Raw genomic sequence first — 12,037 nt, 5'->3', positions numbered from 1 at the left:
ATGTCGCACACCGCCATCATGCTGGCGATCGGACTCGCGCTGCTGATCGGGCTGCGCCTGACGATCCGCGATGCTGCGCGCGCGACGCGGCTGTTCCTGTGGCTCTGGCTCGCCGTGTCGTTCGCCAACCTGCTTTTCGGCGTGCTCGCCGCCGGCTATGGCTGGGGCGAGGAGGCGGTGGTGTGGCTGCTCGTGTTCGGGGTGCCGGCGGCGATCGCTCTCGCGACGCGGCGGGTCGCGCGATAGCTCAGCGGCCCGCGCGCACCAGCGAATCGAGCCAGCGGTCGGCGCTCGCCTGACCGTCGCGAAGGACGGGATCGATTAGATCCTGGTCCCCATTCTATTTCGTCATTCCCGCGAAAGCGGGAACCCAGAGCAGATGTCGGCTGACCCCATACTGGGTTCCCGCTTTCGCGGGAATGACAAGGGCGGGGTGTCCACTGACGGCGGGTGGGCGACGTTATTTTACTCGTCATCCCGGACTTGATCCGGGATCCATTCACGCAGCGCTTGAGCCAATGGATCCCGGATCAAGTCCGGGATGACGAAGTTGAATGGGTGGCCGCTTCCCACCCCGAAACCGACGTCTTCGCTTGTGTGTGCAATCGAAATAATCGCCACCTAATAAACCCTGTCTAATCGGCGGGCGACAGCAGGCAGCCGCTCGCGCCGGCATAGCGCGCGCTGCGCGAGGCGAGCAGCGGGACGCTGCCGGTGATCGTTTTGGTCTCGGGATCTTCGCTGACCGACACCATCTCCATGCCGGGCTCGAAGTCGGTCTGGCAGCTTTCGAGGCTGCGGCCCTCGACATAGCGGCATGAGCAGCCGACGCGCGCGGCATAAGCCGATCCCAATTCGGCCTGCGCCTTGAACGACGGGAATTTCCAGATCAGCAGGGCCGCGAGCAGGACGAGGGCGATCAGCGCCCACGGCAGGCATCCGCTCCAGCGGCTCGGTCGGCGCGGCGCTTGCGCGGCGGGCGATTCCGGCGTCGGTTCGGGCGTTGCCGGCTCGGGCGGGTTGGTGTTAGTCACGGGGCGCCATGATCACCAAAAAAGCCATGCTGGCAAGTACCGCGCTCGCGCTCCTCGGCGCCTGGTCGCTGACGCAGGCGGCGGGGCAGGGCGCGATGGCGCCGGCCTCGCCCGCGCCGCGCTTCGGCGCCTCGCTGCCGTCCGAGCCGGTCGATGCGCCGCGGCCGCTGCCCGCGCTCGATCCCGCGATCAAGGCGAAGGCCGACGCGCTGTTCACCGACGCGGACGATGTGGGGGAGACGCGCGCGCTGCTCGTGCTGCGCGATGGCGAGCCGATCTACGAACGCTACGGCGCGGGCTTCGGCCCCCAGAGCAAGCTGATCAGCTGGTCGATGGCGAAGAGCATCACCGCGGTGCTCACCGGCTTCCTCGTTTCCGACGGGCAATTGTCCCTGGATGGCCCCGCTCCGGTCGCGGCGTGGCAGCGCAGCGGCGACCCGCGCGGGGCGATCACGCTCCGGGACCTGCTTCACATGTCCTCGGGTCTCGAGCATGTCGAGGAGGGCGATCCGATCTGGGCGGGCGACACGGTGGCGATGCTGTTCGGCGGCGGCGCGCAGGACATGGCGGGCTTTGCCGAGGCGAAGCCGGCGGTGGCGCGGCCGGGCGAACTCTTCAACTACAGCTCGGCGACCAGCGTGATCCTTGCGGATATTCTCGCCGACACGCTGACGCCCGCCAAGAGCGCCGATGCGCGGCGCGACGCGATGCGCGACTTCATCGCCGGCCGGCTGACCGAGCCACTCGGCATGACCAGCCTGACGCCCGAGTTCGACGCGAGCGGCACGATGATCGGCGGTTCGATCATGCACGCGACCGCGCGTGACTATGCGAAGTTCGGCGAATTCCTGCGCAAACACGGGGTGGTGAACGGTCAGCGGCTGCTCCCCGAAACCTGGATGCGCTTCATGCTGACGCCTTCGCCCAACGATGCCGGCTATGGCGGCCACATCTGGCTCAACCGCCCGCGCCCGGCCGGGGTAACCCCGGCGCTGTGGCCCGACCGCGGCCCCAACGACCTCTTCGCCTGCATCGGCCACCAGGGCCAATATATCATCGTCTCGCCGTCGCAGCGCGTGACGATCGTGCGGCTGGGGATAACGAAGGACGACCAGTTCCCCGAACTGCGCCGCCACCTGGCGGATCTGCAGGGCGCGCTTTGATCCGCCGAACCGTCATTGCGAGGCCCGTCAGGGCCGTGGCAATCTCCAGCCAACGGTAACGCCGGCCGATGGCTGGAGATTGCTTCCTCGCCTCCGGCTCCTCGCAATGACGAACCCAGAATTACAGCAGAAACTCGCCCGTCAGCGTCGTGACGCACGTCCCCGACAATTCCACCCTATCCCCGTCCAGCCGGCAGCCGACATGGCCGCCGCGCGCGCTCGCCTGATAGGCGGCGAAGGCGTCGCGGCCGAGCCGCGCGGCCCAATAGGGCGTCAGCACGCTATGCGCCGAACCGGTGACCGGGTCCTCGTCGATCCCGGCGCCGGGCGCGAAGGCGCGGCTGACGACGTCGGCGCCCGACGGATCGCCGGCCCCCGGCGCGGTCGCGATGTAGAGCATGTCGCCGCCGGCTTTCAGCGCGCGCAAATCGGGTTCGAGCGCCCGCACGCTCGCGGCATCGGCGTAGACGATCAGCGCATAGCCGCCCGCGTGCCACAAGGTCTCGACCGGCTCGCCGCCCATCGCGGCGGCGATGTCGGGCATCGCCTTCGGCGCGGGCGGATAGGCGGGGAGCGCCATGCGATAGCCCGTCGCCTCGCCCTCGCCGGCGCGCGCGACGCGCAATATCCCGGCCTTGCGGGTGCGGAAGCGCATGTCGCTCCGCCACGGCGCCGCCGACAGCAGCACATGCCCGCTCGCCAGCGTCGCATGGCCGCACAGCGCGACCTCGACCCCCGGCGTGAACCAGCGCAGCTCATAATCGGCCTCGCCGCTTTCGTCGGGGATCAGGAAGGCGGTTTCGGCGAGGTTGTTCTCGGCCGCGATCGCCTGCAGCGTCGCGTCGTCGAGCCACTCCTCGAGTGGCATCACCGCGGCGGGATTGCCGGTGAAGGGGCGGTCGGCAAAGGCGTCGACCTGCGTGATGGGAAGGCGGCGCCAGCTCATGGATAGAGCAGCCCGCTGGTCCAGCCATCCCGATCACGAACGAACAGGGTGCGTTCGTGGAGGCGGTGCGCGCGGTCCTGCCAAAATTCGATCCGACCGGGGGTCACGCGCCAGCCCGACCAGCGCGGCGGGCGCGGCACGTCCTGCCCCTCGAAGCGTGCCTGCATCTCGGCGAAGCGCGCCTCGAAGGTCGCGCGGTCGGCGAGCGGGCGCGACTGGTCGCTCGCCCAGGCGCCGAGCTGGCTGTCGCGGCTGCGCGTCGCGAAATAGGCGTCGGCAACGCTGTCCGCGACGGGTTCGACGGGTCCCTCGATGCGGATCTGGCGGCGCAGCGACTTCCAGTGAAAGAGCAGCGCGACCTGCGGGTTCGCGGCGAGCTCGCCGCCCTTGCGGCTGTCGAGATTGGTGTAGAAGACGAACCCGTCCGGCCCATGCCCCTTCAGCAGCACCATGCGCAGCGAGGGCCGCCCGTCGGCGGTCGCGGTGGCGAGCGCCATCGCGTTCGAATCATTGGGCTCGCTGGCGCGCGCTTTGGCGAACCAGGCGTCGAACAGGGCGAAGGGGTCGGTGGTCGTCATGGGCGCGCTTCTAATGCGCCGTCGGCCTGCGGTCGAGTAAAAGCCAGCCTATATCGTCACCCCGGACTTGATCCGGGGTCCCGCTTTCGGACGTCACCGAGCGGGACCCCGGATCAAGTCCGGGGTGACGGAAGAGAGGAGTTACCTTGGAACTTGACCGCCTTTCGCTCCGTTCCCACATCGCGCGCGCAATCGGGCCTTTCCGGCCAACATCTTATCGGGCTACAGGATAGAAATGGCAGATCCCTATTCCACCCTCGGCGTCGCGAAGAATGCGGGCGAAGCCGAAATCAAGTCGGCGTACCGCAAGCTCGCGAAGGAGCTGCACCCCGACCGGAACAAGGAAAATCCGAAGGCGGCGGAGAAATTCTCCGACGTCACCAAGGCCTATGACCTCCTGTCCGACAAGGAAAAGCGCGCGCAGTTCGATCGCGGCGAGATCGATGCCGAGGGCAACCCCGCCATGCCCTTCGGCTATGGCGGCGGCGGCTTTCGCGGGGACCCGCGCGGCGGCGCGCAGGGCGGTTTCGGCGGCGAGGGCGCCGATTTCGGCGATATCTTCGAAGGGCTGTTCGGCGGCCGTGGGGGCGGCGGGGGGCCGTTCGGCGGCTTCGGCGGGCGCAGCGCACCGCCGCCCAAGGGCGCCAACGTCGCCTATCGCCTGTCGGTCTCCTTCCTCGACGCCGCGACGCAGGCGATGCAGCGCATCACGCTCGCCGACGGCAAGACGATCGACCTCAAGCTGCCCGCCGGGGTCGAGACCGGCACCCAGATGCGCCTCGCGGGCAAGGGGCAGCCGGGGCCGGGCGGCAACGGCGACGGCATCGTCACCATCACGATCAAGGACCATCCCTTCTTCGAGCGCGAGGGCGCCAACATCCGCCTCGACCTGCCGATCACGCTGAACGAGGCGGTGAAGGGCGCGAAGGTCAAGGTGCCGACGGTCGACGGGCCGGTGATGCTGTCGATCCCCGCGGGCTCGTCCTCGGGCCGGGTGATGCGGCTCAAGGGCAAGGGGTTCAGCCAGAAGGGCGGCGGGCGCGGCGACCAGCTCGTGCGGTTGATGGTCGACCTGCCGAAGGAGGACGCGGGGCTCGCGAAGCTGGTGGACGAATGGACCGACACGCGGCCGGTCAGGGCCGATCTCGGCGTGTGACGCGTGGCTGATCGCAGCGAGACGAAAGCCGCCGCCGCGCTCGAGCGCGAAGTCGCCGAGGAAGTCGGCAAGGAATTTCTCGCCGAGGGACATTCGCCCCATTCGCCCGAGGCGCGCGCCGAGCGCGCCAAGCGCACCCATTTGCGCGCGCGGGCGCAGGGCGTCATCGAGCGCGGGCGCGAGCGGCTGGGGCCGGGAACGCGCGCCTTCCACATCGTCCGCCGCGTGATCGTCGGCACCTATACCGACGGCTTCATCCACGCCGGCAATCTCGCCTATCTGGCGCTGATCGCGCTCTTTCCCTTCTTCATCCTGCTCGCCGCCGCCTTGAGCCTGTTCGGCGGCAGCGCCGGGGGCGAGGCGGCGATCGACGCGGTCTTCTCGATCATGCCGCCGACGGTCGCCAAGGCGCTGTCGGGCCCGATCCGCGAGGTGATGGGCGCGCGCACCGGCCTTTTCCTGTGGCTCGGCGCGATCGTCGCGCTGTGGACCGTGGGCAGCCTCGTCGAGACGATCCGCGACATCCTCCGCCGCGCCTATGGCACCCATTTCAGCCGCGGCTTCTTTCATTACCGGCTGCTGTCGATCGGCATCATCTCGGGCGCGGTGGTGCTGATGCTGCTGTCGTTCAGCATGCAGGTGCTGATCGTCGGCATCGAACAATTCGTGACGCGGGTGTTGCCCGCGCAATTCCAGTCGGCGGGGGTGGTGCTGATCTCGCGCGGCGTGTCGGGGCTCGGCCTCTTCCTCGCCATCTATCTGCTCTTCTATTCGCTCACCCCCGCCAAATACCGCCGGCAGAAAAAATGCCCGAAATGGCCGGGCGCGCTGTTCACCACCCTGTGGTGGATCGGGGTCACTCTGGCGCTTCCGCCTTTGCTCGCCAGCCTGCTGAGCTATGACGCGACCTACGGCAGCCTCGCGGGCGTCATGGTCGCGCTTTTCTTTTTCTACCTCGTCGGATTGGGTATGGTGATCGGCGCCGAACTCAACGCCGCGCTCGTCGAGGTTGAGGATTTGGGACACGACGCTATTGGGCGCGTGGACGATATCATCGTGGAAGACAAATAAAGGTCGGAGAAACCAAATGACGGGTCTGATGAAGGGCAAGCGCGGGCTGATCATGGGCCTCGCGAACGACAAATCGCTCGCCTGGGGAATCGCGAAGGCGCTGCACGGCGCGGGGGCGGAGCTTGCCATCAGCTATCAGGGCGACGTGATGGCGAAGCGGGTGAAGCCGCTCGCCGACGAACTCGGCTGTGATTTCCTGATCGACTGCGACGTCGCCGACATGGCGAATCTCGACCAGGCCTTCGCGACGCTCGCGGCGCGCTGGCCGACGATCGACTTCGTCGTCCACGCGATCGGCTACACCAACAAGGAGGCGCTGCGCGGCCACTATGCCGATGTGACGCTCGACGATTTCCTGATGACGATGAACATCAGCGTCTACAGCTTCACCGCGGTCGCGAAGCGCGCGGCGGCGATGATGGCGCCCTTCGACCCCGAAACCGGCAAGGGTGGCGGCTCGCTGCTGACCCTCAGCTATTATGGCGCGGAAAAGGTCATCCCGCATTACAACGTCATGGGCGTCGCCAAGTCGGCGCTCGAAACGAGCGTCAAATATCTCGCCAACGATTATGGCCCGCAGGGGGTGCGCGTGAACGCGATCTCGGCGGGGCCGATCAAGACGCTCGCCGCCTCCGGCATCGGCGACTTCCGCCTGATCCTCAAGTGGAACGAACATAACGCCCCGCTCCGCCGCAATGTCACGATCGACGACGTCGGCGGCTCGGCGCTCTATCTGCTGAGCGATCTCGCGTCGGGCGTCACCGGCGAAACGCACCATGTCGACGCGGGCTATCACACCGTCGGCATGAAGCAGGAAGACGCGCCGGATATCGCGCTTGCCTGACGGCCTCGCCATCCGCGCCGCCACGGCGGCGGATGCCGATGCCATCGACGCGATCATCCGCTCGGCCTTCGCCGGGACCGAGCATGGCTATCAGGGCGAGGCCGAACTGGTGCGGATGCTGGAAGCCGACGGCGACGCGCTGGTCTCGCTCGTCGCCGAGGCGGACGGCGCGATCGCCGGGCATGTGCTGTTCAGCCGGATGGACGTGGAGGCGGATGGCGCGGCGATCCCCGCCGCAGGCCTCGCGCCCGTCTCGGTCGCACCTGGCCAGCAAGGGCAGGGGATCGGTGGCGCGCTGATCCGCGCCGGGCTGGATGGGCTGCGCGCGCAGGGCGTGGCGATCAGCTTCGTCCTCGGGCACGAGGCCTATTATCCGCGCTTCGGCTATTCGCCCGACCTCGGCGCGCGCTTCGCTTCGCCTTTCGCGGGGCCGCATTTCATGGCGACGATGCTTGGCGACGCGACATGGCCCAGGCACGGCCGGGCCGATTATGCGCCCGCCTTCTCCCGCCTCGGTTGAGCGGGGACGGCCTGCGGAGCTTGAATTGCGGCGCGAATCCCGCCATCGCGCGAAAATGGAATTCGCATTGGCCCTCGATCATGTGCAGGTCGCCATGCCCGTCGGCGGCGAGGCGCGGGCCCGCGCCTTCTTCGGTGCGTTGCTCGGCCTCGCCGAATTGCCCAAGCCCCCCGACATGGCAGCGCGTGGAGGTTGCTGGTTCGCACTCGGCGATCGTCAGCTTCATCTGGGCGTGGAAGCGGACTTTCGGGCGGCGAAGAAGGCGCATGTCGCGCTCGCGACCGATGCACTCGACGCGCTGCGCGCGCGTCTCGATGCGGCAGGTTTCGCGACTCACGACGACAGCGTCATCGACGGCCGCCACCGTTTCTTCACCGACGACCCTTTCGGCAACCGGATCGAATTCATGGACAGGACCGCACGCGCATGAGTTTCAACAGCTTCGGACGCGTTCTTCGATTCACGACCTGGGGCGAAAGCCACGGGCCGGCGCTTGGCGCGGTCGTCGATGGCTGTCCGCCGCGGCTGTCGCTGTCGGAGGCCGACATCCAGCCCTTCCTCGACAAGCGTCGTCCCGGCCAGTCGCGCCACACGACGCAGCGGCAGGAACCCGATCAGGTACGCATCCTGTCGGGCGTGTTCGAGGGCAAGACCACCGGCACGCCGATCAGCCTGATGATCGAGAATGTCGACCAGCGCTCGAAGGATTATGGCGAGATCGCGCAGGCCTATCGCCCCGGTCACGCCGACTACGCCTATGACGCCAAATACGGCATCCGCGATTATCGCGGCGGCGGGCGGTCGAGCGCGCGCGAGACCGCGGCGCGGGTCGCGGCGGGCGCGGTCGCGCGGCTCGTGATCCCCGAGGTGCAGATCCACGCCTGGGTCGCCGAGATCGGCGGCGATGCGATCGACCCTGCGAACTTCGACCTCGAAGAGATTGACCGCAATCCCTTTTTCTGCCCCGACCCGGCGGCAGCGCAGCGCTGGGAGGCGATGATGGACGCGGCGCGCAAGGCGGGCAGCTCGCTGGGCGCCGTCATCGAATGCGCGGCAAGCGGCGTTCCCGCGGGCTGGGGGGCGCCCGTCTATGCCAAGCTCGACGCCGACCTCGCCGCCGCGATGATGGGGATCAACGCGGTGAAGGGGGTCGAGATCGGCGCCGGCTTCCACGCGGCGCGGCTGCGCGGCGAGGAGAATGCCGACGCGATGCGCCCCGCGGTGGGCGGCAGCAACCGCCCCGATTTCCTGTCGAACAACGCCGGCGGCATCGCGGGCGGCATCTCGACCGGCCAGCCGGTGGTGGTGCGCGTCGCCTTCAAGCCGACCAGCTCGATCCTGACCCCGGTGCCGACGGTCAATCGCGCGGGGGAAGCGACCGACATCGTCACCAAGGGCCGTCACGACCCCTGCGTCGGCATCCGCGGCGCGCCCGTGGTCGAGGCGATGATGGCGCTCGTCCTCGCCGATCATAAATTGCTGCACCGGGCGCAATGCGGATGACGCGCGCATGATCGAGGCGGTGCGCACGACCATCGAGGCGCACCAGGCGGCGCTGTCGCTGCTGATCCTTGCCGCGATGTTCGTCGGCTTCCTGATGGAGCGGCTGCCCGCGACGGTGATCGCGATCCTCGGTGCCTGCACCTATCTGGCGCTCGGCATTCTCGATGCCGAGGCGGCCTATTCGGTCTTTTCCAACTCGGCGCCGATCGTCATCGGCGCGATGTTCGTGCTGTCGGGCGCGCTGATTCGCACCGGGGTGATCCAGCGCGTCGCCGACGCGATCATGGCGCGCGCCGAAAAGCATCCGCGCCTCGCCATCGTCGAGGTGCTGCTCGGCGCGCTCGCCGCCTCGGCCTTCCTCAACAACACGCCGGTCGTCGTCGTGCTGCTGCCGATCATGATGAAGCTCGCCGAGGTGACGGGAATCAGCGCGAAGAAGCTGCTGATGCCGCTGTCGATCGCCGCGGTGCTCGGCGGCACGCTGACCCTGATCGGCACCTCGACCAACCTCGTCGTCGACGGCATCGTCCGCGACGCGGGGATGCCGCGATTCGGCATTTTCGAGATCACGCCGATCGGGCTCGTCACCGCGGCGTCGGGGATGATCGCGCTGGCGCTGATGTGGTGGCTGCTGCCGTCGGACAAGCCGATCCCCGGTGCCGCCGGGACGCACGATGCGCACCAATATCTGACCGAACTGGTGCTCGGCGACGACGACGATCTGGTCGGCATGACGGTCGAGGCGTTCCGCGACCTGCCGCGGTCGGGCCGCGTCGTCGGCGTGCGCCGCGCTTCGGCCGTCGTCCACGGCGCCGAGCTCGATCACTGGACGCTGGCCGCCGGCGACCGGCTGATCGTCCGGGTCGACGGCGCGACGCTGGTGACCTGGCGCGAACAGGGGCGCTTCCTGCTGGGGATCGGCGCCGGCGTCCCGGCCGCGAACGACATGGTCGTCGAAACGATGATCGCTCCCACCCATCCTTCGATCGGCCAGCGGCTTGCCGACATTCCCTTTCTGCAGAAAATCCGCGCGCGCATCATCGGGCTCGACCGCCCGCTGCACGAGGCCGGCCCCGACCTCGCCAGCGTCCGCATCCGCCCCGCCGACCGGCTGCTCGTCACCGGCGGCCCGCGCGAGGTGGAGGCGCTGCGCGACAATCCCGGCCTGATCGGCGCCGACCTCGCCAAGACGCGCGCCTTCCGCCGCGGCAAGGCGTGGATCGCGATCCTCTGCATGGCGGGCGTCGTCAGCCTCGCGGCGCTCGACGTGATGCCGATCGGCGTCGCGGCGATCATCGCCATCGGGGTCATCCTCGTTACCCGCTGCATCGACAGCGACGAGGCGTGGGGAACGATCGACGGCGACGTGCTGATCCTGATCTTCGCGATGCTCGCGGTCGGCGTCGCGCTCGAGAAGAGCGGCGCGGTCGCGATGATGGTCGGCTGGGTCGAGCCCCTGCTCGCCGACGCGCCGTCGTGGGTGCTCGTCTTCGGCATCTATTTCTTCGCGCTCATCCTCTCCGAACTGCTCAGCAACAATGCGGTCGCGGCGCTGATGACCCCCGTGACGCTCGCGATCGCCGCCGAACTCGGCGTCGACCCGCGCCCGCTCGTCATCGCGCTGATGATCGGCGCCTCGGCCTGCTTCGCGACCCCGATCGGCTATCAGACCAACACCATCGTCTATGCCGCGGGCGATTATCGCTTCGTCGACTTCGTCAAGATCGGGGTGCCGCTCAACATCGTCACCGGCATCTCGACCTGCCTCGCGATCGTCTTTTTCCTGACCTGAGCCCCGCGCCTTGCCCGCGGCCCGTCACCCTGTTACCCCCGCGCCCTCATAAAATCCGCCGGGCGGGACAGGGGAGTGATCGAATGGCGCGTCGCCTAACTTTGTATATCTTGATCGGCATGGTTCTCGGCATCGTCGCCGGGGCCATCGCGCATGCGCAGGTCGGCGCCGATGCCGAGGAAGCCAAGCGGATTGCGGGCTATTTCAAGCTGCTCGCCGACGTCTTTCTGCAACTGATCAAGATGATTATCGCGCCGCTGGTACTGGCGACGATCGTGACCGGCATCGCCAATATGGGCGACAGTTCGGCGCTCGGGCGCATCGGCGGGCGGGCGCTCCTCTGGTTCATCACCGCCAGTCTGGTGTCGATCACGCTCGGCCTGCTGCTCGTCAACGCGCTCCAGCCCGGATTGCGGCTCGACCTCACCGCCACCGTGCCGATCGGCGAGGTCAAGACCGAGGCGCTCAACCTGCGCGACTTCGTGCTTCACGTCTTTCCCCAGTCGATCTTCGAATCGATGGCGAAGAACGATATTCTCCAGATTCTGGTCTTTTCGCTCTTCGCCGGAGTGGGCCTCTCGGCGATCGGCGAACGCGGCGAAATTCTGGTTCGCGGCATGGACGCGCTCGCCGAACTGATGCTGCAGATCACCAACTATGTGATGCTGTTCGCGCCTTTTGCGGTGTTCGGCGCGCTCGCCGGGGTGATCACCGTCAACGGGCTCGGCATCCTGCTCGACTTCCTGCGGCTGGTCGTCGAATTCTATTTCGGGCTGCTGCTGCTCTGGCTGGTGCTGCTCGGGCTCGGCGCGATCTTCCTCGGCAGGCGCATCCTGACGCTGGTGCGCTATATCGTCGAGCCGCTGCTGCTCGCCTTCTCGACCGCCTCGTCGGAGGCCGCGCTGCCCAAGCTGTTCGAACAGCTCGACCGCTTTGGCATCCCGCGCCGCATATCGGGCTTCGTCCTGCCGCTGGGCTACAGCTTCAACCTCGACGGGTCGATGATGTACATGAGCTTCGCGACCCTGTTCATCGCGCAGGCCTATGGCATCGAGCTGTCGATCGGCACCCAGATCCTGATCCTGCTGACGCTGATGGTGACGTCGAAGGGGATCGCCGGCGTGCCGCGCGCCAGCCTCGTCGTGATCACCGCGACGCTCGCGCAGTTCGGGCTTCCGGTCGAGGGCGTGGCGCTGATCCTCGGCATCGACCAGTTCCTCGACATGGGCCGCTCGGCGACCAATGTCGTCGGCAATGCGGTCGCGACCAGCGTCATCACCAAGTGGGAAGGCATGCTCGAAAAGCCCGAGCCGGCCAACGCCGACTGGCCGCACGCGCCGAGCCATACCGCGCATCATGGAACCCGCGGGCTCGATCTTCGTGAAGACAATGAGGAAGGGGAGGCTACGCCGGCGACCGATCGCGCCTGA

Annotated in this window: 13 protein-coding genes; 10 read left to right on the top strand and 3 right to left on the bottom strand. The window is 67.9% G+C overall.

From position 1 onward, the window contains the following. On the top strand, window positions 1-246 hold the full coding sequence (locus tag ACOTSS_RS13745) for a hypothetical protein (protein ID WP_448688686.1): 246 nt from the start codon (window positions 1-3) through the stop codon (window positions 244-246). A 389-nt stretch (window positions 247-635) separates the two neighbouring features. Here the strand turns inward: ACOTSS_RS13745 and ACOTSS_RS13740 are convergent, their stop codons facing one another. Then, window positions 636-1,034: a hypothetical protein gene (locus ACOTSS_RS13740; protein WP_448688685.1), complete on the bottom strand. Its 399-nt coding sequence runs from the start codon at window positions 1,032-1,034 to the stop codon at window positions 636-638. An 8-nt stretch (window positions 1,035-1,042) separates the two neighbouring features. Between ACOTSS_RS13740 and ACOTSS_RS13735 the strand changes: the two genes are divergently transcribed. Beyond that, on the top strand, window positions 1,043-2,197 hold the full coding sequence (locus ACOTSS_RS13735) for a serine hydrolase domain-containing protein (RefSeq protein WP_448688684.1): 1,155 nt from the start codon (window positions 1,043-1,045) through the stop codon (window positions 2,195-2,197). Window positions 2,198-2,318: 121 nt separating this feature from the next. On the opposite strand, the gene ACOTSS_RS13730 is transcribed toward ACOTSS_RS13735, so the two are convergent. Together ACOTSS_RS13730 and pdxH are read right to left on the bottom strand one after the other, a co-directional pair. Further along, window positions 2,319-3,143 carry a PhzF family phenazine biosynthesis protein gene (locus tag ACOTSS_RS13730; RefSeq protein WP_448688683.1) on the bottom strand — a complete coding sequence of 275 codons (825 nt, stop codon included), beginning with the start codon at window positions 3,141-3,143 and terminating at the stop codon, window positions 2,319-2,321. Next, complete coding sequence (gene pdxH / locus ACOTSS_RS13725) at window positions 3,140-3,721, bottom strand: pyridoxamine 5'-phosphate oxidase (RefSeq protein WP_448688682.1); 582 nt, start codon at window positions 3,719-3,721, stop codon at window positions 3,140-3,142. Before pdxH ends, ACOTSS_RS13730 begins: the two co-directional genes overlap by 4 nt. A gap of 235 nt (window positions 3,722-3,956) precedes the next feature. Between pdxH and ACOTSS_RS13720 the strand changes: the two genes are divergently transcribed. From ACOTSS_RS13720 to ACOTSS_RS13685, 8 genes are all read left to right on the top strand, one after another. Beyond that, window positions 3,957-4,877 (top strand): DnaJ C-terminal domain-containing protein, encoded by a 921-nt coding sequence (locus ACOTSS_RS13720; protein WP_448688681.1) that lies wholly within the window; start codon window positions 3,957-3,959, stop codon window positions 4,875-4,877. 3 nt (window positions 4,878-4,880) lie between these two features. After that, the gene (locus tag ACOTSS_RS13715) at window positions 4,881-5,948 is read left to right on the top strand and encodes a YihY/virulence factor BrkB family protein (RefSeq protein WP_095387106.1); all 1,068 of its coding nucleotides are present in this window, start codon (window positions 4,881-4,883) and stop codon (window positions 5,946-5,948) included. 16 nt (window positions 5,949-5,964) lie between these two features. Beyond that, complete coding sequence (gene fabI / locus ACOTSS_RS13710) at window positions 5,965-6,792, top strand: enoyl-ACP reductase FabI (protein ID WP_448688680.1); 828 nt, start codon at window positions 5,965-5,967, stop codon at window positions 6,790-6,792. Continuing rightward, window positions 6,785-7,312: a GNAT family N-acetyltransferase gene (locus tag ACOTSS_RS13705; RefSeq protein WP_448688679.1), complete on the top strand. Its 528-nt coding sequence runs from the start codon at window positions 6,785-6,787 to the stop codon at window positions 7,310-7,312. The genes fabI and ACOTSS_RS13705 overlap by 8 nt, the downstream gene beginning before the upstream one ends. 55 nt (window positions 7,313-7,367) lie before the next feature. Then, window positions 7,368-7,742, top strand: a complete 375-nt coding sequence (locus ACOTSS_RS13700) for a VOC family protein (protein WP_448688678.1) — start codon at window positions 7,368-7,370, stop codon at window positions 7,740-7,742. Next, on the top strand, window positions 7,739-8,815 hold the full coding sequence (aroC, locus tag ACOTSS_RS13695; RefSeq protein WP_448688677.1) for a chorismate synthase: 1,077 nt from the start codon (window positions 7,739-7,741) through the stop codon (window positions 8,813-8,815). Before ACOTSS_RS13700 ends, aroC begins: the two co-directional genes overlap by 4 nt. 7 nt (window positions 8,816-8,822) lie before the next feature. Continuing rightward, window positions 8,823-10,607, top strand: coding sequence for an SLC13 family permease (locus ACOTSS_RS13690; protein ID WP_448688676.1), 1,785 nt, complete (start codon window positions 8,823-8,825; stop codon window positions 10,605-10,607). A gap of 83 nt (window positions 10,608-10,690) precedes the next feature. Next, window positions 10,691-12,037: a dicarboxylate/amino acid:cation symporter gene (locus ACOTSS_RS13685; RefSeq protein ID WP_448688675.1), complete on the top strand. Its 1,347-nt coding sequence runs from the start codon at window positions 10,691-10,693 to the stop codon at window positions 12,035-12,037.

It is taken from the genome of Sphingopyxis sp. NJF-3 (genome assembly GCF_053514865.1).
This window is presented reverse-complemented; position numbering and strand designations above follow the sequence as displayed.

Coding starts and splice junctions, on each gene's coding strand:
- ACOTSS_RS13745 (WP_448688686.1), top strand. CDS start 1: ATGTCGCACACCGCCATCATGCTGGCGATCGGACTCGCGCTGCTGATC.
- ACOTSS_RS13735 (WP_448688684.1), top strand. CDS start 1,043: ATGATCACCAAAAAAGCCATGCTGGCAAGTACCGCGCTCGCGCTCCTC.
- ACOTSS_RS13730 (WP_448688683.1), bottom strand. CDS start 3,143: ATGAGCTGGCGCCGCCTTCCCATCACGCAGGTCGACGCCTTTGCCGAC.
- pdxH (WP_448688682.1), bottom strand. CDS start 3,721: ATGACGACCACCGACCCCTTCGCCCTGTTCGACGCCTGGTTCGCCAAA.
- ACOTSS_RS13720 (WP_448688681.1), top strand. CDS start 3,957: ATGGCAGATCCCTATTCCACCCTCGGCGTCGCGAAGAATGCGGGCGAA.
- fabI (WP_448688680.1), top strand. CDS start 5,965: ATGACGGGTCTGATGAAGGGCAAGCGCGGGCTGATCATGGGCCTCGCG.
- ACOTSS_RS13700 (WP_448688678.1), top strand. CDS start 7,368: ATGGAATTCGCATTGGCCCTCGATCATGTGCAGGTCGCCATGCCCGTC.
- aroC (WP_448688677.1), top strand. CDS start 7,739: ATGAGTTTCAACAGCTTCGGACGCGTTCTTCGATTCACGACCTGGGGC.
- ACOTSS_RS13690 (WP_448688676.1), top strand. CDS start 8,823: ATGATCGAGGCGGTGCGCACGACCATCGAGGCGCACCAGGCGGCGCTG.
- ACOTSS_RS13685 (WP_448688675.1), top strand. CDS start 10,691: ATGGCGCGTCGCCTAACTTTGTATATCTTGATCGGCATGGTTCTCGGC.